Here is a 21,398-nt window from a genome sequence, read left to right on the forward strand (position 1 = left end):
CGCAACGGGTCCGGCGCCACTCTGCGTCACAAGCAGAAAACCCCCGGCGCTCACGAGCCTCACGCGCGCCGCCGTCCGTGTTCTTCCACTCGCATTGATCGCCATTCGCGTCCTTACATCATGACGTCCCAACTGCATAAAAAAGGCGAAGCCTGGTCGGCTCGCTTCTCGGAGCCGATGTCGGAGCTCGTCAAACGCTACACGTCGTCGGTTTTCTTCGACAAGCGCCTTGCGTGGGTCGATATCGAAGGGTCGCTCGCGCATGCCTCGATGCTCGCCGCGCAGAAAATCATCTCCGCCGACGACCTCGCCGCAATCGAGCGCGGCATGGCGCAGATCAAGGGTGAAATCGAGCGCGGCGAATTCGCATGGCAGCTCGACCTCGAAGACGTGCATCTGAATATCGAGGCGCGCCTCACGGCGCTGATCGGCGATGCGGGCAAGCGCCTGCATACGGGCCGCTCGCGCAACGACCAGGTCGCGACCGACATCCGCCTGTGGCTGCGCGGCGAGATCGACCGCATCGGCGGCCTGCTGAAAGACCTGCGCGGCGCGCTCGTCGATCTCGCGGAACAGAACGCCGGAACGATCATGCCGGGCTTCACGCATCTGCAGGTCGCGCAGCCGGTCACGTTCGGGCATCACCTGCTCGCTTACGTCGAAATGTTTTCGCGCGACGCCGAGCGCATGCTCGATGCGCGCAAGCGCCTGAACCGCCTGCCGCTCGGCGCGGCGGCGCTCGCCGGCACCAGCTATCCGATCGATCGCCACGCGGTCGCGAAGACGCTCGGCTTCGACGGCATCTGCGCGAACTCGCTCGACGCCGTGTCCGACCGCGACTTCGCGATCGAATTCACGGCCGCCGCGGCGCTCGTCATGACGCACGTGTCGCGCTTCTCCGAAGAACTCGTACTGTGGATGAGCCCGCGCGTCGGCTTTATCGATCTCGCCGACCGCTTCTGCACCGGCTCGTCGATCATGCCGCAGAAGAAGAACCCCGATGTGCCCGAACTCGCGCGCGGCAAGACGGGCCGCGTGAACGGCCATCTGATGGCATTGCTAACGCTGATGAAAGGCCAGCCGCTCGCGTACAACAAGGACAACCAGGAAGACAAGGAACCGCTGTTCGACACCGTCGATACGGTGGCGGACACGCTGCGCATCTTCGCGGAGATGGTGGCCGGCATCACGGTCAAGCCGCAGGCGATGCGCGCCGCCGCGCTGCAAGGCTTTTCGACGGCGACGGACCTCGCCGATTACCTCGTGAAGCGCGGTCTGCCGTTCCGCGACGCGCACGAAGCGGTCGCGCATGCGGTGCGTGTCTGCGTCGATCGCAATTGCGATCTAGCGGATCTCACGCTCGATGAAATGAAGCGCGAACTGCCCAACGTCGCGCATCTGATCGGCGACGACGTATTCGAGTATCTGACGCTAGAAGGGTCGGTCGCGAGCCGCAATCATCCGGGCGGCACGGCGCCGGATCAGGTACGCGCCGCAGCAAAGGCGGCACGCGCGGCGTTGAAATAGCCTAGTCGTTGCCCGCCGTCTCCGCGAGCTTCTTCAGCGTCGCCACGCGCGCACCGATCAGATCGATGCGCTCGCGCGCATCGCCGAGCGGCGCGGTCGCGTCGCGATAAGCGAGCCACGCCTGCTGCGCCCGCCACAGCACCGGCCACGAGCGCCGCGGCATCTTGTTCACGAGGCGCCGGTAGTACTGATTGACGTCGGCGCTCGCGTGGACGCACTGCGGATCGCCGAGACAGCCGCGCAGCGGCGGCGGCGTGTCGAGCGCCCCCGCCTTCGCCACCACGCTGCGCAACGCAAGCGCGCGATCGCGCACGGGCTGCAGACGCAAATCGCCTTCGGACAGCTGGTAGCGTGTCCCGCGCGTCGTCGCCGTGACGGCGGCGAGCATCTGCATCTCCGCTTCGCGCCACGCTTTCCAGCTGTCTTCGCTCGCTTGCCAGCGCTTGCGCTGCGCGGGCGGCACTTTCGCGAGCAGCTTCTGGAACGACTGTTCGATCGACGCCTGCCACGCGAGCCGCGCCGTATCCATGCACTGCAGCTGCCCCGCCGTCGACGACATATCGGCGCGCGCGAGGCACGTGCGCATCGCCGCATCGATCGGATCGGCCGCGGCCACTTCGGCGCGCGCAGCTAATGGCCATGCAACGAGGCCCATGCATACCACGGCCACCCACAGCGCGGCCGCCGACGCCCGCGCGGATCCCGCCACGCGCGCGCGAACGGCCGCCGGCACGACCTGCAAACCCGCCAAAGCTGTTGAACCTTTCACCATCCGCTTGCCGCCGTCAGTTGCGCACGCAGTCGACAAAGTATTCGACGCGACCGTTGATCACTTCACCGACGAGCCCGTGGATATCGGTATGGAAACCCGGAAAACGCTCGTTGAACTCGCGCGCGAACTGCAGGTAGCTGACGATAGTGCGATTGAAGCGCTCGCCCGGAATCAGCAGCGGAATGCCCGGCGGATACGGCGTGAGCAGGATCGACGTGACGCGGCCTTCGAGTTCGTCGATCGGCACCCGGTCGACTTCGCGGTGCGCGAGCTTCGCGAACGCGTCGGACGGCTTCATGGCCGGCTCCATGTTCGACAGGTACATCTCGGTCGTCAGGCGCGCGATGTCGTTCGCCCGGTAGACGCTGTGGATCTGCTCGCAGAGATCGCGCAGGCCGATGCGCTCGTAAGCCGGATGCTGCGCCACGAATTCGGGCAGCACGCGCCACAGCGGCTGATTGTTGTCGTAGTCGTCCTTGAACTGCTGCAGTTCGGTGACCATCGAGTTCCAGCGGCCTTTCGTGATGCCGATCGTGAACATGATGAAAAACGAGTAAAGCCCCGTCTTCTCGACGATGATCCCGTGCTCGGCCAGATACTTCGTCACGATCGCGGCCGGAATGCCGGTTTCGCCGAACTCGCCGTCCACCGTCAGGCCCGGCGTGATGATCGTCGCCTTGATCGGATCGAGCATGTTGAAGTTTTCGGCGAGCGCGCCGAAGCCATGCCAATGATCGTTCGGGCGCAGCATCCAGTCTTCGCGCGAGCCGATGCCTTCTTCGGCGAGTTCGTCGGGACCCCAGACCTTGAAGAACCAGTCGGCGCCGAATTCGTCGTCGACCTTGCGCATCGCGCGGCGAAAGTCGAGCGCCTCGGCGATCGATTCCTCGACGAGCGCCGGACCGCCCGGCGGCTCCATCATCGCCGCGGCGACGTCGCACGACGCAATGATGGCGTACTGCGGGCTCGTCGACGTATGCATCAGATACGCCTCGTTGAAGCGATGGCGATCGAACGTGCTGTTCTCCGAGTCCTGCACGAGAATCTGCGACGCCTGCGAGATGCCGGCGAGCAGCTTGTGCGTGGAGTGCGTCGCGAACACGAGCGCGCCCGTGCGCGGCCGGCCCGCGCCGATCGCGTGCATGTCCTGATAGAACTCGTGGAACTCGGCGTGCGGCAGCCACGCTTCGTCGAAGTGCAGCGTGTCGAGCAGGTCGCCCAGCAGATCCTTGATCATCTCGACGTTATAGATCACGCCGTCGTACGTGCTTTGCGTGATGGTCAGAATGCGCGGCTTGAGGTTCGGGTTCTTCGCGAGCGCCTCGCGCGCGAACGGATTCGCTTCGATCTTCTTGCGAATGTTCTCCGGCTTGAACTCGTCGCGCGGAATCGGCCCAATGATGCCGAAATGATTGCGCGTCGGCGTCAGAAACACCGGAATCGCGTGCGTCATCGTGATCGCGTGCAGGATCGACTTGTGGCAGTTGCGGTCGACGAGCACGATGTCGCCCGGCGCGACCGTCGCGTGCCAGACGATCTTGTTCGACGTCGACGTGCCATTGGTCACGAAGAACAGATGGTCCGCGCTGAAAATGCGCGCCGCGTTGCGCTCCGACGCGGCGACCGGACCCGTGTGGTCGAGCAGCTGGCCGAGTTCGTCGACCGCATTGCAGACGTCGGCGCGCAGCATGTTCTCGCCGAAGAACTGGTGGAACATCTGGCCAAGCGGGTTCTTCAGGAACGCCACGCCGCCCGAGTGGCCCGGGCAGTGCCATGAATACGAACCTTCCTCGGCGTACTGCACGAGCTCCTTGAAGAACGGCGGCGCGAGCGAATCGAGATAGACCTTCGCCTCGCGGATGATGTGCCGCGCGACGAACTCCGGCGTGTCCTCGAACATGTGGATGAAGCCGTGCAGCTCGCGCAGGATGTCGTTCGGCAGATGGCGCGAGGTGCGCGTCTCGCCGTACAGGAAGATCGGGATGTCGGCATTGCGGCGCCGTACCGCGGCGACGAACGCGCGCAGGTCGATGATGGCGGGCGCGAGTTCCGGCGCGTCGCTGTCGGCTGCGTTTTCGACGTACGGCAACAGCTCGTCGTCGTCGATCGACAGGATGAAACACGAGGCGCGGCTCGACTGCTGCGCGAACGACGTCAGATCGCCATAGCTCGTCAGCCCGAGCACTTCCGCGCCTTCTTTCTCGATCGCTTCGGCAAGCGCCCGGATGCCGGAACCCGAGATGTTCTCGGAGCGGAAATCTTCGTCGATGATGACGACGGGAAAACGAAACTTCATGGGGCGATTCTCCAAAAAGAACGACCGCTACCTGACGCTCGGCGGGTAGCGGTCCCCGTATGGCAATTGAGTCAAACGCCTGGCCGGGCGGCCGGCGTCATGTCTTCGGCAGCGTGACGCCGTGCTGACCCTGGTATTTGCCGCCGCGATCCGCGTACGACACGTCACAAATCTCGTCGCTTTCGAAAAACAGCACCTGCGCGACGCCTTCGTTCGCGTAGATTTTCGCAGGCAAAGGTGTCGTATTCGAGAACTCGAGCGTCACGTGCCCTTCCCACTCCGGCTCGAACGGCGTCACGTTGACGATGATGCCGCAGCGCGCATACGTGGACTTGCCGAGGCACACGGTCAGCACGCTGCGCGGAATGCGGAAGTACTCGACCGTGCGCGCGAGCGCGAACGAGTTCGGCGGGATGATGCAGACGTCGCCCTTGAAATCGACAAACGACTTCTCGTCGAAGTTCTTCGGGTCGACGATCGTCGAATTGATGTTCGTGAAAATCTTGAACTCGTCTGCGCAGCGAATATCGTAGCCGTAGCTCGAGGTGCCGTAGCTGACGATCTTGCGGCCATCTTCGGACGTACGGATCTGCGACGGCTCGAACGGCTCGATCATCTTGTGTTCGGCGGCCATGCGCCGGATCCACTTGTCGGACTTGATGCTCATAAGGTGAACGCTGACGTGACGGTGGGTATGACTCGGGATGAACGCCGCGCCGGTGCCGGCATCCGGAAGCCCTGCGCCCGGCTCGATGCCGGACCGGACAGGCCTCGACCGGCGGCTGCGGTCGGACGAAAGGCGCTTATTTTACGCGAAGGGAGCGGGCTGCCGCGCTTACTGAGTGCGGATCAATCCGCAAGCGATGGCGGGGCCGGGGCCGCGCTGCGGATACGCGTACGGATCGGTCGGATCGTGGTGCAGCAGCACCGAGCGCTGCAGCACCGAGCGCACGCCGTCGAGCGAGACGTCGGGCGCAACGATGAAGCCCGTTGCGACGCCGGTGCTGTCGGCGTGGATGTTGCCGAGGTCGCCCTCGACGCGCGCGCCGCTCTTCAGGCGCTCGGCGGCCGGCGAGAAGACCGCGCCCGCGCTCGAGCCGTCGGCGGCATTGCAATCGCCGCGCTCGTGCACCTGCAGGGCGTGGTCGCTGCCAGGCGGCAGGCCGACGAGGTTATACGTGACCTGGACGCCGTCCGAACGCTCGATGAACGTCACGGTGCCGCGCGCCTGGTTGCCGAGCGTGGGCAGCAGTTGGGCAACGGCCCGTTTCTCCTGCGGTTGCAGGAAGGACGTGCAGCCGGCGAGCAGCACGCCGCTGGCAGCCATGACGATGAGCGCCAAGAAGGCTTGCATCGCACGGCCGTCGATTCGTTTTCTCATGCGATCCTCTTGTCGGGCGCCGGCCGCCCCTGCAGCCGCCTTGCCGGACCTGATGAAGTCGACATGATACCGCGAGCGGCCTTGCAAAACGCCTTGCAAGGCATCCGTGCCGTTCATGCGCGGCACGCGATACGCGCGCGCCGCGCATGCACGGCAAACGCCATCGCGCTGACGCCGATGCAAACTCAGGTGTTCTGCACGACGATCGTCGGGAACTTCGACGACATGTCGCGCGCCCGCTCGGCGATATGGATGGCGACCTTGCGCGCGATGCTGCGATAGATCCCGGCGACGCGGCCGTCCGGGTCGGCGACGACGGGCGGCTTGCCCGAGTCGGACTGCTCGCGAATCGCGATATCGAGCGGCAGGCTGCCGAGCACGTCGACGCCGTACTCCTTCGCCATGCGCTCGCCGCCGCCTGCGCCAAAGATATGTTCTTCGTGGCCGCAGTTCGAGCAGATATGCACGGCCATGTTTTCGACGATGCCGAGAATCGGAATGCCCACTTTCTCGAACATCTTGAGGCCCTTCTTCGCGTCGAGCAGCGCGATGTCCTGCGGGGTCGTGACAATTACCGCGCCCGTCACCGGCACGCGCTGCGAGAGTGTGAGCTGAATGTCGCCGGTGCCCGGCGGCATGTCGACGATCAGGTAATCGAGTTCGCGCCAGTTCGTCTGACGCAGCAGTTGCTCGAGCGCCGAGGTGGCCATCGGGCCGCGCCACACCATCGGGTTGTCCTGCTCGATCAGAAAGCCGATCGAATTCGCCTGCATGCCGTAGCCGGTCAGCGGATGCATCGACTGGCCGTCGGGCGATTCGGGCCGGCCCGTGATGCCGAGCATCATCGGCAGCGAAGGGCCGTAGATGTCCGCGTCCAGAATGCCGACCGAAGCGCCTTCGCTCGCGAGCGCGAGCGCCAGGTTGACGGCGGTCGTGCTCTTGCCGACGCCGCCCTTGCCCGACGCGACGGCGACGATGTTCTTCACGTTCGGCAACAGCTTCACGCCGCGCTGCACGGTATGCGCCGCAATCTCCTGCGACACCTGCACCTGTGCCTGCGCGACGCCCGGCACCGCGGCGAGCGCGCCGGCGACGAGCGCGCGGATCGCGTCGAACTGACGCTTCGCCGGATAGCCGAGCACCACGTCGACACTGACCGTGGCACCATCGACCTTGATGTTCCTGAAATTCTTCGCGGCGGCAAACGGCCGGCCCGTGTTGGGATCGGCGATGGCCGCGAGGGCGGCATCCACCTGGGCCCGATCGATACTCATTGAGTCTCCGTGGGAACGCTGGGCGCGCGGCGGAATCGAAATTTCGCCAGCGGCCGGAATTGAAAGAAATTGTTATCCAGGATTGCGTAAAACCGGTCTCGCAGGCACGCTTGCCGCGCGACCAGCAAAAGGGCCGAATCGCTGGTGCATCAAACGTCATTGTAGTGGCTGGTGTCGGCACATGCCGGAAGACCCTTTTTGGTTGTCGGTGCGCGCATGAGGGGTCGCGATGCGGACTTCGCGCCGGGCTTTCGCCTCGCGCGACAGGCGCTCCACCCGCGCCGTATGCCAGCCGCCTCTTGTAGCCGGCTTGTTTGACTCAAAGAAAGGACCTGAAAATGAATGCGAAAATCATGACCCGCCTCTCGGTAATCGCCATCGCAGGCGCGCTCGTCACCGGCTGCGCCACGCAGCAAGGCACCAACACGGCGGTCGGCACCGGCGTCGGCGCGGGCACGGGCGCCGCGCTCGGCGCGATCTTCGGCGGCGGCAAGGGCGCGGCGATCGGCGCCGGCGTCGGCGCCGCGGTCGGCGGCATCACGGGCTACAACTGGGAAAAGATTCACAACAAGCTCTCCGGTGCGACGAAGGGCACGGGTACGCAGATCACCGAGCAGCCCGACGGTTCGCTCAAGCTGAACATCCCGAGCTCGGTCACGTTCGATACGAACAGCTACGCGATCAAGCCGTCGTTCCAGCCGGTGCTCGCGCAGGTCGCGCAAACGCTGAACCAGAACCCGGAGGTGATCGCGCAGGTGGTCGGCCATACGGACAGCACGGGTCAGGCGGCCTACAACCAGACGCTGTCGGTCAACCGCGCGGAAAGCGTGACGAGCTACCTCGCCTCGCAAGGTGTCGCGCCGCAACGCCTGTCGGCGACGGGCATGGGCGCAAGCCAGCCGATCGCGGACAACAACACCGAGGCGGGCCGCGCGGCCAATCGCCGCGTCGAGATCTATCTGCGCGCGACCGCGCAGCCGGGTCAGGCGCGTCCGCAGTAATCAGCGCAGCAGCGATGGAGAACGACGGGCGGCGAGGCGGCCGCGGCCGGAACGGTCGCAAAGACCGCGCCGCCGGAAACGCCGCGAAGCCTCGGCTGCAGGCGTTTTTCGCCGCCCGAAAAAGCGGGACTGAAGGGTTCGTCTAAGGCGAACGAAAATTTTTCGAACTCTTCTGCTCGACCGCTGTCTTTATTAACGGTACGTGTGCGGTTCGTCCGCCGCGTCACCATTCTCCTCTTGTCGTTGTTGCTCCGGGGCCCATTAGCCCCGGTTTTTTTTGGCGCGTACGGTTCGCCGGGAGCCTGTGCCATGGCCGCGCCGCGGCCCGCCGTCAGGGCGTCATTCAGCACCCGGAACGCACGTCCCGAACGCGTGGGCGCCTGGCGACAACATGGATCTGCCCGTATCCCCGGCGACGCGCCGCCCAATTGTCGGGACGGCTGCGCGAGGAACACATTCAGCAAAATGAAAGCTCCCCTTGCGGCGCTACTTCGCGAGCCGTCTGAGGTTCGCGCGTGCGCGCGCCTGGCTCAGCCGCTTCAGGATGCTGTTCTCATGCGGGTCGCCATAGTGAAAAAGCGCCGTGCTGCGGATGCTGGTCGGCAGGCACGCCTCGTTAGCGTGCAGCGAGCGCATTCCCCAGAAGAAATAGATGTTGCCCGGCTCGAGCGGCACCGGCTTCGCGCCAAGCCGGCGCTGCACCGCCGGCGAGCGCCAGAAGTGGCAGGCAGGCGGGCTCTCGACGATTGCCTTCTCGAGAATGTTCAGCATGACCGGTCCGCGCACGTTGCGCATATTCGGATACATCACGAGGTCGCCGTGCGGTTCGTCCGGCCGGTTCGGAATCAGCACCGGAACCAGCGCCGTGACCACATACGAGTCGTAGTGAAAAAGATTGGCGTGACGCAGGCCGTGCGTTCCAGCCAGCACGCGCAGCACCGGCAGGATCCGCTTGCTCAGCGGCTCCCCGTGCATCGCGCGATGATAAAGACCCTCGAGCACGGTCCGGAAGCCGCGCGCGCTGAAGACTGCGTTGAGCGGGCTGTCCGCGATCCAGTCCTGGCCGCGCATGCCGAAATACTGGCCGCCGCGCCGCGCGAGTTCGGCCGTGATGTATTCGCGCATCGGTGCGAGCACCACATCGGGCACGACGTTGTGAAGGACGCCGAACCCCTGCCGATTGATCGACGCGAACAGGTTCTCGACGTCCGTCATGTCGACGGACGCCAGCAGCTCGGAATCGAGCGCCTCAGTGGCTATCATTCCTCTCTCCTCTATGAGCGTCACGCACGCTCCCGCAGCGCGCGCGACGCCGCGACCGGCACAGCACTCACGATGCCGGTTCGCTTGTTATCGAACGATTTCGGCGAACCGAATCGCGTAAAGAAGCAGATGCATAAGAACAGTACGGTCGCGTACCGGGCCGCACCGTGCGCTCGCCAACGCAGCGGCAGGAACAAAAACCATGTCGCATGACATACCGCGGTCTCGCGCACGTTGTTCGGCAACGCTTTCCGGTCGCGCTCGGCCGTGGTCGACCACGGTCGAGCGTTGACACGCTGGTAAAATCGGTCGAATCGAAGCTGGTCCGTCTTCCTTCGGCAGCCTCATCTCGCCGCAGGCCAGAAAATTCTGCCTATCAATCCGCGTGTAAATTCCGTATGTCAGCCTCTACCGATCGCCACTCCGTGGACCGCAACGCCAACGACCTCGCCGCCGGGCTCCAACCCACCGGCACGCCGCCGGGCCGCCGCCAGATCCTCGTCACGTCCGCGCTGCCGTATGCAAACGGCCAGATCCACATCGGCCATCTGGTCGAATACATCCAGACGGATATCTGGGTCCGCGCGCTGCGCATGCACGGGCATGAGGTCTACTACGTCGGCGCCGACGACACGCACGGCACGCCGATCATGCTGAAGGCCGAGCAGGAAGGCATCACGCCCAGGCAGCTGATCGAACGCGTGTGGAACGAGCACACGCGCGACTTCAACCACTTCGGCATTTCGTTCGACCACTACTACACGACCGACTCCGAAGAGAACCGCGTGCTGTCGGAATCGATCTATCTGGCGCTGCGCGACGCGGGGCTCATCGACGCGCGCGAAATCGAGCAGGCCTACGACCCGGTCAAGCAGATGTTCCTGCCGGACCGCTTCATCAAAGGCGAATGCCCGAAGTGCGGCTCGAAGGACCAGTACGGCGACAGCTGCGAGGTATGCGGCTCGACCTATTCGCCGACCGATCTGATCAACCCTTACTCGGTCGTCTCAGGTGCGACGCCCGTGCGCAAGAAGTCGACGCACTACTTCTTCCGCCTGTCGGACCCGCGCTGCGAGGAATTCCTGCGCGGCTGGGTCGGCGGCCTCGCGCAGCCCGAAGCGACGAACAAGATGCGCGAATGGCTCGGTGCGGCCGGCGACGCGAAACTGGCCGATTGGGACATTTCACGCGACGCGCCGTATTTCGGCTTCGAAATTCCCGACGCGCCGGGCAAGTACTTCTATGTGTGGCTCGATGCGCCGGTCGGCTACTACGCGAGCTTCAAGAACCTGTGCGACAAGCGCGGCATCGACTTCGACGCGTGGATCCGCAAGGGTTCGAGCGCCGAGCAGTATCACTTCATCGGCAAGGACATCCTGTACTTCCATACGCTGTTCTGGCCCGCGATGCTCGAGTTTTCCGGCCATCGCACGCCGACCAACGTGTTCGCGCACGGCTTTCTGACCGTCGACGGCGCGAAGATGTCGAAGTCGCGCGGCACGTTCATCACCGCGAACAGCTATATCGAAGCGGGCATGAATCCCGAATGGCTGCGCTACTACTTCGCCGCGAAGCTGAACGGCACGATGGAAGACATCGACCTGAACCTCGAAGATTTCCAGGCGCGCGTGAATAGCGACCTCGTCGGCAAGTACGTGAATATCGCGAGCCGCGCGGCGGGCTTTCTGCTCAAGCGCTTCGACGGCCGCGTGCAGGACAGCGCGATGCATCATCCGCTGCTCGGCACGCTGCGCGCCGCGCTGCCGCAAATCGCCGCGCATTACGAGGCGCGCGATTACGGCCGCGCGCTGCGCCAGACGATGGAGCTCGCCGACGCAGTGAACGGCTACGTCGACACCGCGAAGCCGTGGGATCAGGCGAAAGAGCCGGCCAACGCGGTCGCGCTGCACGAAACCTGTACCGTCAGCATCGAGGCGTTCCGTTTGCTGTCGCTTGCGTTGAAGCCCGTGCTGCCGCAGGTCGCGCAAGCGGCCGAGGCGTTCCTCGGCATCGAGCCGCTCGTGTGGGCCGACGCGCAACGGCCGCTGTCGTCGGAGCGTCCGATCAGTGCGTACAGGCATCTGATGACGCGTGTCGATCCGAAGCAGGTCGACGCGCTGCTCGACGCGAACCGCTCGTCGCTGCAGGCGACCACATCTGCGCCGGCAGCGGCCAACCCGAATGGCGCAGCGGCGGCGGCAAAAGCCAAAGGCGCCACGGGCGCCAAAGGCGCCACGAACGGCGTGGACGCGAACGGCAAGGAAGAAGAGTCGTCGATCATCTCGATCGACGACTTCGCGAAGATCGATCTGCGCATCGCGAAGATCGTCGAGTGCAAGGCCGTCGAGGGATCGGACAAGCTGCTGCAGCTGACGCTCGACGTCGGCGAGGAAAAGACGCGCAACGTGTTTTCGGGCATCAAGTCCGCGTATCAGCCGGAGCAGCTGGTCGGCAAGCTCACGGTGATGGTCGCGAACCTCGCGCCGCGCAAGATGAAGTTCGGGCTCTCGGAAGGGATGGTGCTCGCGGCATCGGCGGCCGATGAAAAGGCCGAGCCCGGTATCTACGTGCTCGAACCCGATAGCGGCGCGAAGCCGGGCATGCGCGTGAAATAACGCGCCAGCAAGCACGCAAGCAGACGGAGCAAAGCACGAAACGGCTCGCCAGACGGCGAGCCGTGACGGCGAGCCATATCGGCGAGCCGTTTTACATGGTCACGCGGTTCCGCCCGGCGGTTCCGCTCGCGCATGCGCAGTCACATGGATGCGGCTGAAGGCGGTGCTATACAGGCAGCGATAGTATTCGAGCGGCTGGTGATCGCGCGTGCGTCCGACCGACTCGATCGACAGCACGGGCTGGCCGGCCGACAACTGCAGCAATGCGGCTTGCTCCTCGTTGGGCACCGCGGCTTCGAACCAGCGCTCGGAAAACTCGATCTGCAGGTCGTAGCGCTCCCGCATCACGCCGTAAGCCGATACGTTGTCCGCCATCAGCGACTCGAGCCCAGCTACCCGGTGACCCGCGAGCGTGAGCCACGACAAGGCGGTCGGCACTTCGTCGACCGAGTACAGCCGGTACAGCCGTAATACGTCGGCGCCTGGCGGCAAAGCGAGCATGTCGCGCTCGCGCTGCGACGGACGTTCGCGCGACATATGCAGAATGCGTGTCGTGACCCGGTGGCCGCGGCTGATCTCCGCGAACAGGCTCTCGTTCATCGAGGCGAAATCGACGTCCGTCTTGCGCGGCGCAACGTATATCCCTTGCCGCGGCACTTTGGTGATGAGCCCAGCCTTGACCAGCGAATCGAGCGCGAGTCGCACGATGGGCCGCGACACGCCGAGAAGGTCGCAAAGATTCTGCTCCGACGGCACACGTGCACGAGGGCTCACGCCCGGATTGCGGATGGCCGTCTCAAGAACGTTCTTGACCTGCACCCAAAGCGGTAGCGGTCCGGAACGGTCGAACTGCTCCGGTCCCCCGAGCAGGTCCTGAAGGTCGATTATCTCTGCGATGTCTGTCATATGAGTCGAGTCGGCGTGCGTTCCGATTATCGGCGAAGTCGGGCGATGTCACATCGGCACTGCAGATTCCGCTGAAATTCAGCTTGACAGTCCAGCCGACGTTGACCATGATTGTGGTTATAACCAACTGGTAATTACCACGTCAAGCCCTTTGAAGGCCAAGACGGACATGGAGACAACATGCATATCAGCGCCCTCTCGTCCTGTTATCCGTCGTGCAGCCCGCCGCATCGCCGTTTTTCGCCGCGCTTCATCACAGCGGGCTAAGTCGTCCGGCTGGCGCTCTTCGAGCACCGGGCGCCGTCATCCCCGATCCCTTTCACTGCGCGACACCGGCTGCGGCATTCTATCGGCGCCGGGCCGCGCCATGTCAGTAAGGGTTACTAACGTTGTGCAACAGATAGAGAAGAGGCATGGCTTCCACGGCATCTGCTTATCCTGAACGCTTCGGTCTTGCCGGCACGCGGGCGGTCGTCACCGGCGGCGCGAGCGGCATCGGCTATGAATCGGCGCGCGCGCTCGCCCAGTGCGGCGCGCGGCCGATCCTGCTCGATCGCGACAGCACCGCGCTCGAACGTGCGCAGGAAACGCTGCGCAACGAAGGCATCGATGCCGCGATCTACCGCATCGACGTCACCGACGCCGACGCGGTGCGGCGCATCGCGGACGAAATCGTCGAGCGCGAAGGCCGCATCGACACGCTCGTGAACAGCGCCGGCATCGCGCGCCTGAACAGCGTGTTCGAGACGCCCGACGACGAATGGCGGCAGGTCATGGACATCAACGTGAACGGCACCTTCTGGGTATCACGCGCGTTCGGGCGCCACATGGTCGCGCAGCGAGCGGGAAGCATCGTCAATCTCGGCTCGATGTCGGGCGTTATCGTCAACCGTCCGCAAAGCGCCGCGTCGTACATGACGAGCAAGGGGGCCGTGCACATGCTCACGAAGGCGCTCGCGACCGAATGGGCCAAAGACAACGTCCGCGTCAACGCGCTCGCGCCCGGCTATATCGGCACGGAAATGACGCTTGCCATGCGCGCGCGGCCCGAACTGTTCGATGTATGGATGGACATGACGCCAATGGGCCGCTGCGGCGAGCCCGCCGAAATCGCGTCGGCGGTGGTGTTCCTCGCCTCGACCGCATCGTCCTACATGACCGGCTCGATCGTCCCGATCGACGGCGGCTACACGTCCTGGTAACCCGCGAGAAACGGCACATGAACGAACACGAACTCAACCAGCGCCAATCGATCATCGACGCGTGCCGGCGCATGAATGCGCTCGGCGTGAACCAGGGGACATCGGGCAACATCAGCGTGCGTCACGAACACGGCATGCTCGTCACGCCGACGAGCATGCCTTACGACGCGATGGAGCCCGACGACATCGTCTATATGACGATGGACGGCGAAGCGCAGGGCAAGCGTCAGCCATCGAGTGAATGGCGTTTCCACCTCGACATCCTGCGCGCGCGTGCCGACGTCAACGCCGTGGTGCACACGCACCCGCCGTACTGCACGTCGCTGTCGATTCTCGAACGCCCGATTCCGCCGATCCACTACATGGTTGCGGTCGCCGGCGGCAGCGACATCCGCTGCGCCCCGTACGCGACCTTCGGCACCGAAGAACTCTCGGCCAATGCGCTCGTCGCGCTCGAAGGCCGCAAGGCATGCCTGCTCGCGCACCACGGAATGATCGCGACGGGCACGACGCTCGACAAGGCGATGTGGCTCACCGTCGAAGTCGAGACGCTGGCGCGTCAATATCTGACGTGCCTTCAGGTAGAAGAGCCGCCGCTCCTGTCGGTCGCGGAAATCGACAACGTGATCGCCCGCATGGGCAATTACGGCCACCGCGACTAGCTCGATGCAGGACGCCGGAAATAACCAACATTCAGGAGACAAACAACCATGCACAATCAGACGCTCGCTCGCGCCATGCCTCGCGCGATGCGCCTTCTTCCGGTAGCGGTGGCGCTTGTCGCCGCACTCGCGTGTGCCGCACCAACCGTGCACGCGGAGCCGTCGCTCAAGGGCAAGCGGATCGGCGTATCGATTACCGGCACGGACCACTACTGGGATCTGATGGCTTTTCGCGGCGCGCAGGACGAGATCAAGCGGCTCGGCGGCACGCCGATCGCGCTCGACGCGGGCCGCAAGGACCAGACGCAGGTTTCCCAGCTGCAGACGCTGATCGCGCAGAAACCCGACGCCATTATCGAGATTCTCGGCAACATCAAGGTGCTCGACCCGTGGCTGCGAAAAATCAGGGATGCCAGGATTCCGCTTTTCACGATCGACACGGCAACGCCCTACTCGCTCAACGTCACGACGTCGAACAACTACGACCTCGGCGCCGAAATCGCGCTGCAGATGGTGTCCGACATGGGTGGCAAAGGCAACGTGCTCGTCTTCAACGGCTTCTATAGCGTACCGGTATGCAAGATCCGCTACGACCAGATGAAGTACGTGCTGAGCGCTTTCCCCGACGTCAAGATCGTCGAGCCGGAACTGCGCGACGTGATTCCCAACACGGTGCAAAGCGCGTATTCGAATGTCTCCGACATGCTGACCAAATACCCGGCGCCGGGCTCGATCAACGCGATCTGGTCGTGCTGGGACGTGCCGCAGATCGGCGCGACGCAAGCCGTGCAGGCGGCGAAGCGCCCGGAGATCAAAACCTATGCGATCGACGGCAGTCCCGACGTCGTGAAGATGGTCGCCGATCCGAAGTCGCCGGCGGGCGCGGTCGGCGCACAGCAGCCCTATGAAATCGGCAAGACGTCGGCGGCCAACGTCGCGGCCTATCTGTCCGGCGAGAAGGTGCCGCCGTTCACGTTCGTGCCGTCCGTGCTCGTGACGAAGAAGAACGCCGGCACCACCGCCGGCCCGATTCTGCAACAGGCCGAAAAGGTCAGCGGCAAGTAACGCCCCGGACCCTCCCGGGCATTGCCATCAGTGTGTTTCGCAGCGACGCTTCCGGGCGGCGCGGGTTCGTTGCCCGCCCGGCCCGGAAGTGCCGCGATCAACGGAGGCAACATGCGCAACGATGAACGGCGCATCGCGATCTCGATGAAGGGCATCAGCAAACGCTTCGGCGCGGTCCAGGCGCTCGCGGACGCGAACCTCGAGGTGGCGTGCGGCACGATCCATGGGCTCGTCGGGCAGAACGGCGCGGGCAAGTCGACCATCATCAAGGTGCTGGCCGGCATCAATGTGCCGGACAGCGGCGAGATCCGCATCATGGGCGAGCGCGTCGACCACCTGACGCCCGCGCGCGTCGAAGCGCTCGGCGTGCACTTCATCCACCAGGACCGGCTGCTCGTGCCGACTGCGACCGTCGGCGAAGCGGTGTTCCTGCGGCACGAACCGCGTATCGGACCGTTCGTCAACAAGCGGCGCATGGAACGCGAAGCGGCCGCGCTGCTGAAAAAATACTTCGACCTCGAATTGCCGCGCAACCTGCTGATCCAGGACCTGACTACCGCCCAGCAGAAGATCGTGCAGATCACACGCGCGCTCGCGCAGCGCGCGCGCGTGCTCGTGCTCGACGAACCGACCGCCGCGCTCGTCAGAAGGGAAGTGGACAGCCTCTTCACCGTGCTGCGCCGCCTGCGCGACGACGGCATCGCCGTGATCTTCATCTCGCACTACATGCAGGAAATCGAGTCGCTGTGCGATGCCGTCACGGTCATGCGCAACGGCACCGACGTCGGCGTCGTGTCGCCGAAAACCACGCCGGTGGACGACATCATCTCGATGATGATCGCGCGCGACGTCGGCGAAATGTTCCCGGCGCGCGACGTCACGCCAGGGCCGCCCGTGCTCGAAGTCGCCGGCCTGTCGCGTGCCGGCGCCTTCCACGACGTGAGCCTCGCCGTGCGTCGCGGCGAGATCGTCGGGCTGACCGGACTGCTCGGCTCGGGCGCGAAGGAGCTCGTGCAATGCCTGTTCGGACTGGGTCAGGCCGATCACGGCAACGTCAGCGTCGACGGCAAACGCGTGCCGCTTCGCTCGCCGATGGACGCGGTCAGAAACGGCATCGCGATGCTGCCCGAGGACCGGCGCGCGCATGGCGTCGCGCTCGGCCTGTCGGTGCGCGAGAACGTGAGCCTCGCGAGCCTCACGCGCTACAGCCGCATCGGCTTCATGCGCGGCGGCGACGAGCGCTCGGCGGTCGGCGATTTCATCCGCGAGCTGTCGATCAAGACACCGGGCGGCGACACGCTCGTGCGTCATCTGTCGGGCGGCAACCAGCAAAAGGTTGCGATCGCGAAGTGGCTCAGTTGCCAGTCGAAGGTCTATGTGCTTGACGAGCCCACGGTGGCCGTGGACGTCGCCGCCAAGGTCGAGATCTACACGCTGCTGAACCGTCTCGCGAGCGAAGGCGCGGCGATCCTGATGCTGTCTTCCGATCTGCTCGAGCTGTCCGATTTCTGCGATCGCGTGCTGGTGATCTATCGCGGCGAGCTCGTCGGCGAATTCAGCGGCGCGCGCCTGAACAGCGACCAGTTGCTCGCCGCCTCGTCGGGCGCATCACTTGCCGAAGGAGTCACCGTATGACAGCCATCCAACGCGCCTTGCTCGAGAACGTCGCCACCGGGCGACAGCCGCCGCCCGCGCGTGGGCGGCGCAAGGCGATCGGCTCGCTGGCGATCCGCCTTGCCGCCGTCGGCGCTTTCGTCGCGATCCTGCTGTATTTCGCGTTCGGCGCGTCCGGTTTCATGACACCGGGCAATCTCGTCAATATCGTCGAGCAGTCCGCCATCCTCGGCGTGATGGCGTTCGGCATGTCCGTCGTCATCATCGGCGGAGGTTCGAACGTCACCGACGGCGGCATCGACCTGTCGATCGCGGCCAACATGGGCGTGTGCGCCGCCGTCTACGCGAAGCTGCTCACGCTCGGCGTTTCCGACGCGCTCGCACTGCCGGCCGTCGCCGCGACCGGCATCGCGATCGGCCTGCTCAATGCAGTCGCGGTCGTGCGCCTGGGCATTCTGCCGTTGCTCGCCACGCTCGCCGTGATGAACATCGCGGCCGGCGCCGAACTGACGATCACGCAGAACACCGTGATCAGCGTGTCGTCGCCGCTCATGACGTTCATCAGCTCGGCGTCGTTCCTCGGCATCTCGGCGCTCGCATGGACGCTCGCGCTCGCCTCGGCCGCCATGATCCTGCTCGTGCATCACACGGGCTTCGGCCTGCGCCTGTACGCCGTGGGTGGACATCCGGAAGCGGCGCGCTCGACCGGTATCGGGGTCGGCCGCTATCTGACGTTCACGTATCTGTTCAGCGGTCTGTGCGCGGCGCTCGCGGCCGTCCTGACGGTCGCGCGCCTCAGTTCGAGCACGCCGGGCTCCGGCGACATGCTGCTCCCGGTGCTCGCCGCCGCACTGCTCGGCACCGTCTTCTCGCGGCGCTTCGTGCCGACCATCGGCGGCACGCTGCTCTCCGTGCTTTTCATCGGCTGCCTCGCGAACGGCTTCCAGTTGCTGAACGTATCGAGCTACTGGGTGAACGGCGTGCAAGGCACGCTGATCCTGCTCGTCGTCGCGACCACGTCGTTCGCCCGCAAACCGGAGAGCGCTCAATGAGCACCACGCCCGCACAGGCCGGCGCCGCGTCGCGCCACTTCTCGCAGATCGGCAGGCTCGCCGCGAACTACAGTCTGATCGTCGTGTTCGCGCTGATCTGCATCGTCTTCTCGCTCGTCGCCGACACGTTCCTGAGCCCGGCCAATCTTTTCAACGTGCTCGTCAACAACGTCGTGCTGCTCGCGATCGTCGCGCTCGGGCTCACGCTCGTCGTCTCGTCGGGCGGCATCGATCTGTCGGTCGGCGTGGCCGTCGACCTCGCCAGCATGATCTTCGTGATGCTGCTCGGCGCGGGACACGGCGTCGCGGCGAGTCTCGCCGCGGGCCTCGGCGTCGCCGTGTTGGTCGGCGTGCTCAATGCGATCCTCATCACGCGGCTCAGGATCAGCCCGTTTCTCGCCACCCTCGGCGTGCTTTTCATCGGACAGAGCACGCAACAGCTCGCCACCGGCGGCGGCCAACCGATCTATCTGATCACGGGCCAGCCGGCCGCGGCGTTCGACAGCATCGCGCGCTCCGCGCTGTTCCATGTGCCGACGCCTGTCATCGTGCTGTTCGCGTGCGCCCTCGCCGTCTATCTGCTGCTGCACCGGTCCGTGTTCGGCCGGCAGATCGTCGCGCTCGGCGTGCAGCCCGGCGTCGCGCGCTACTCGGGCATTCGCGTCGCAAGGCAGCTTTCGTGGGTGTATATCGCGGGCGCGCTGCTCGCTGGCATCGCGGGCATTCTGCTCTCGGCAACGGTGAAGTCGTATGTGCCGCTGTCGGGCAACGCGTTCCTGCTCGATGCGATCGGCGCCACGTTCATCGGTACGACGCTGAGCACCGAGCGGCGCCCGAGCGTCCCCGGCACCCTGATCGGCGTGCTGATGCTCGCGGCCATGAAAAACGGGCTGCTGCTCGTCGGCTGGAATTTCTACTGGCAGCAGGTCGGCATCGGCGTGCTGGTGTTCGTCGTTCTCGCGGCCAGCTTCGCGCTGCGCCGCCGCTCTCACTGATGAAGGAAAACACACGTGACTACATTCGACGTTAGCTGCATCGGCTTTCACGTGCTCGACGTGCTCGGACGTCCGGTAACGGCGATTCCGCCCGGCGGGCGCGCGGCCTACATCGAGGAAATCTGCATGACGGTCGCGGGTACGGCCGGCGCGACATCGGTCGCCTGCGCAATGCTCGGTATCCGCACGCGTTCGGTGACGACCGTGGGCACCGACGACATGGGCGATTTCCTCATCGCGAAGATGCAGGGCTATGGCGTCGACTGCGCACTCGTGTCGCGCACGAGCGACGTGCAGACCTCCGCGACGATTCTGCCTGTGCGCCCCAACGGCGAGCGCCCGGCGCTGCATGTGCCGGGCAGCGCCAACGCCTTCACCGTGCGCGCCGAGCAGTTCGACGCGGCGCTCGATGCGCGCCTCGTGCATGTGGGGGGGACCGGTCTCATGAAAGCGTTCGACGGCGAGCCGACCCTCGCGCTGCTGCGCCGTGCGAAAGAGCTGGGCCGCATCACGACCTTCGATCTGATCCAGGCGACGCCCGAGACGATTGCACTCGTCGAGCCGTGCCTGCCGTATCTCGACTACTTCGTGCCGAGCATCGACGAAGCGTCGGAAATGGCGGGCACGACCGATGTCGCCGAGGTTGCGCGCTTCTTCCGCGCGCGCGGCGTGAAGAACTGCATCCTGACGCTTGGCGCGCATGGCGTCTATGTCGCGCCCGAGTATGGCGAGCCGTTCACGCTGCCTGCGTTCGACATCGCCGTATCGGATACGACCGGCTGCGGCGACAGCTTCACGGCAGGCATCATCGTCGGGCTGACTAAGGGCTGGGACTTGCGCGAGTGCGCGCGCTTCGCGTCGGCCGTCGCGGCGAAAGTCGCGATGGGACTCGGCTCGCAAGGCAAGCTCAAATCGTTCGACGACACCGTCGAGGCGCTGCGCACTCTGCCGGCCAGACAGCACACGCCTCTCACTGCAGCCCAATTCTGATCGCGGAGAACATCGACATGCAAAACAGGGACTCGACCCGCCCCGTCGCACTGGTAACCGGCGCAAGCCGCGGCATCGGACAGGCGCTTGCGCTCGGCTTCGCCGACGCCGGCTACGACATCGTCGTCACCGACCTGCCGCAAACCGAAGCCGAACTGCGCAAGACCGCCGACCTGATCGGCCGGCGCGAGCGCAAGGCCCATCTGTTCACGCTCGACGTCAGCGACCGCAAACAGATCGACGACGTGACGCAGCGCGCGCTCGCGGCGGCCGGCCGCATCGACGTGCTCATCAACAATGCCGGCGTGCTCAAGCCCTCGCTGCTGCAGGATCTCGACGAAAAGACATGGGACACGCACTTCGACGTCAACGTGAAGGGCGTGCTCATGATGTGCCAGGCCGTCGTGCCGCATATGCGCGAGCGCAAGGCGGGGCGCGTCATCAACATCGCGTCCATCGCCGGCCGTCAGGGCGTGGCGACGCAGGGCCACTACGCCGCGACCAAGTCGGCCGTCATCACGCTCACGCGCGTGCTCGCGCAGGAAGTGGGCATGGACGGCGTGACCGTCAATGCGATCTGCCCCGGCATCATCCTCACCGAAATGGGCCGCAACAATCTCGGCAGCGAAGCGGCCGTGCGTCACTGGGAAGAAGTCGCCGCGCTCAAACGGCTCGGCAAGCCGGAAGACATCGTCGGACCCGCGCTCTTCTTCGCTTCGGAGCAGTCGGCTTTCGTGACCGGGCAGGCGCTCAACGTCTGCGGCGGCATCTACTTCCATTGAA

The 21,398-nt window shown here is 65.1% G+C and carries 18 protein-coding genes; 11 read left to right on the plus strand and 7 right to left on the minus strand.

Annotated elements, in window-relative coordinates:
- Window positions 1–120 precede the first annotated feature (120 nt).
- Window positions 121–1,527 carry an argininosuccinate lyase gene (gene argH, locus QYH69_RS19675; protein ID WP_308833487.1) on the plus strand — a complete coding sequence of 469 codons (1,407 nt, stop codon included), beginning with the start codon at window positions 121–123 and terminating at the stop codon, window positions 1,525–1,527.
- A gap of 1 nt (window position 1,528) precedes the next feature.
- Here the strand turns inward: argH and QYH69_RS19680 are convergent, their stop codons facing one another.
- The 5 genes from QYH69_RS19680 to apbC all read right to left on the minus strand — a co-directional run bounded on the left by QYH69_RS19680 (window position 1,529) and on the right by apbC (window position 7,250).
- Window positions 1,529–2,299, minus strand: a complete 771-nt coding sequence (locus QYH69_RS19680) for a lysozyme inhibitor LprI family protein (protein ID WP_374992454.1) — start codon at window positions 2,297–2,299, stop codon at window positions 1,529–1,531.
- A gap of 13 nt (window positions 2,300–2,312) precedes the next feature.
- A complete protein-coding gene (locus QYH69_RS19685) occupies window positions 2,313–4,595 on the minus strand; it encodes an arginine/lysine/ornithine decarboxylase (protein WP_308833488.1) in 2,283 nt (760 codons plus the stop codon).
- Between the two features lie 97 nt (window positions 4,596–4,692).
- Window positions 4,693–5,262 (minus strand): dCTP deaminase, encoded by a 570-nt coding sequence (gene dcd / locus QYH69_RS19690; RefSeq protein ID WP_308833489.1) that lies wholly within the window; start codon window positions 5,260–5,262, stop codon window positions 4,693–4,695.
- A gap of 168 nt (window positions 5,263–5,430) precedes the next feature.
- Entirely contained in the window at window positions 5,431–5,976 is a 546-nt protein-coding gene (locus QYH69_RS19695) for a superoxide dismutase family protein (RefSeq protein ID WP_308833594.1), read from the minus strand.
- 185 nt (window positions 5,977–6,161) lie between these two features.
- On the minus strand, window positions 6,162–7,250 hold the full coding sequence (gene apbC, locus QYH69_RS19700) for an iron-sulfur cluster carrier protein ApbC (RefSeq protein ID WP_308833490.1): 1,089 nt from the start codon (window positions 7,248–7,250) through the stop codon (window positions 6,162–6,164).
- Window positions 7,251–7,588: 338 nt separating this feature from the next.
- Between apbC and QYH69_RS19705 the strand changes: the two genes are divergently transcribed.
- Window positions 7,589–8,251 carry an OmpA family protein gene (locus QYH69_RS19705; protein WP_075156555.1) on the plus strand — a complete coding sequence of 221 codons (663 nt, stop codon included), beginning with the start codon at window positions 7,589–7,591 and terminating at the stop codon, window positions 8,249–8,251.
- A 486-nt stretch (window positions 8,252–8,737) separates the two neighbouring features.
- Here the strand turns inward: QYH69_RS19705 and QYH69_RS19710 are convergent, their stop codons facing one another.
- Complete coding sequence (locus QYH69_RS19710) at window positions 8,738–9,514, minus strand: hypothetical protein (RefSeq protein ID WP_308833491.1); 777 nt, start codon at window positions 9,512–9,514, stop codon at window positions 8,738–8,740.
- A gap of 398 nt (window positions 9,515–9,912) precedes the next feature.
- Here QYH69_RS19710 and metG point away from each other — a divergent pair, with 398 nt between their 5' ends.
- A complete protein-coding gene (gene metG / locus QYH69_RS19715) occupies window positions 9,913–12,129 on the plus strand; it encodes a methionine--tRNA ligase (RefSeq protein WP_374992455.1) in 2,217 nt (738 codons plus the stop codon).
- Window positions 12,130–12,228: 99 nt separating this feature from the next.
- Here the strand turns inward: metG and QYH69_RS19720 are convergent, their stop codons facing one another.
- Entirely contained in the window at window positions 12,229–13,035 is an 807-nt protein-coding gene (locus QYH69_RS19720; RefSeq protein WP_308833493.1) for a GntR family transcriptional regulator, read from the minus strand.
- Window positions 13,036–13,448: 413 nt separating this feature from the next.
- Between QYH69_RS19720 and QYH69_RS19725 the strand changes: the two genes are divergently transcribed.
- The 8 genes from QYH69_RS19725 (at window position 13,449) to QYH69_RS19760 (ending at window position 21,397) form a co-directional block, all read left to right on the plus strand.
- Window positions 13,449–14,237 carry an SDR family oxidoreductase gene (locus QYH69_RS19725; protein WP_308833494.1) on the plus strand — a complete coding sequence of 263 codons (789 nt, stop codon included), beginning with the start codon at window positions 13,449–13,451 and terminating at the stop codon, window positions 14,235–14,237.
- A 17-nt stretch (window positions 14,238–14,254) separates the two neighbouring features.
- Window positions 14,255–14,899, plus strand: coding sequence for an L-fuculose-phosphate aldolase (locus QYH69_RS19730; protein ID WP_308833495.1), 645 nt, complete (start codon window positions 14,255–14,257; stop codon window positions 14,897–14,899).
- 48 nt (window positions 14,900–14,947) lie between these two features.
- Window positions 14,948–15,964 carry a sugar ABC transporter substrate-binding protein gene (locus tag QYH69_RS19735; RefSeq protein ID WP_308833496.1) on the plus strand — a complete coding sequence of 339 codons (1,017 nt, stop codon included), beginning with the start codon at window positions 14,948–14,950 and terminating at the stop codon, window positions 15,962–15,964.
- A 111-nt stretch (window positions 15,965–16,075) separates the two neighbouring features.
- The gene (locus QYH69_RS19740; protein ID WP_308833497.1) at window positions 16,076–17,599 is read left to right on the plus strand and encodes a sugar ABC transporter ATP-binding protein; all 1,524 of its coding nucleotides are present in this window, start codon (window positions 16,076–16,078) and stop codon (window positions 17,597–17,599) included.
- The gene (locus tag QYH69_RS19745) at window positions 17,596–18,630 is read left to right on the plus strand and encodes an ABC transporter permease (RefSeq protein WP_308833498.1); all 1,035 of its coding nucleotides are present in this window, start codon (window positions 17,596–17,598) and stop codon (window positions 18,628–18,630) included. The genes QYH69_RS19740 and QYH69_RS19745 overlap by 4 nt, the downstream gene beginning before the upstream one ends.
- Entirely contained in the window at window positions 18,627–19,625 is a 999-nt protein-coding gene (locus QYH69_RS19750) for an ABC transporter permease (RefSeq protein ID WP_308833499.1), read from the plus strand. The genes QYH69_RS19745 and QYH69_RS19750 overlap by 4 nt, the downstream gene beginning before the upstream one ends.
- 15 nt (window positions 19,626–19,640) lie before the next feature.
- The gene (locus QYH69_RS19755) at window positions 19,641–20,615 is read left to right on the plus strand and encodes a sugar kinase (protein ID WP_308833500.1); all 975 of its coding nucleotides are present in this window, start codon (window positions 19,641–19,643) and stop codon (window positions 20,613–20,615) included.
- A 17-nt stretch (window positions 20,616–20,632) separates the two neighbouring features.
- Window positions 20,633–21,397 (plus strand): SDR family NAD(P)-dependent oxidoreductase, encoded by a 765-nt coding sequence (locus tag QYH69_RS19760; protein ID WP_308833501.1) that lies wholly within the window; start codon window positions 20,633–20,635, stop codon window positions 21,395–21,397.
- The last annotated feature ends 1 nt before the right edge of the window (window position 21,398 follow it).

Source organism: Paraburkholderia sp. SARCC-3016, assembly GCF_031119615.1.
Taxonomy (GTDB): domain Bacteria; phylum Pseudomonadota; class Gammaproteobacteria; order Burkholderiales; family Burkholderiaceae; genus Paraburkholderia.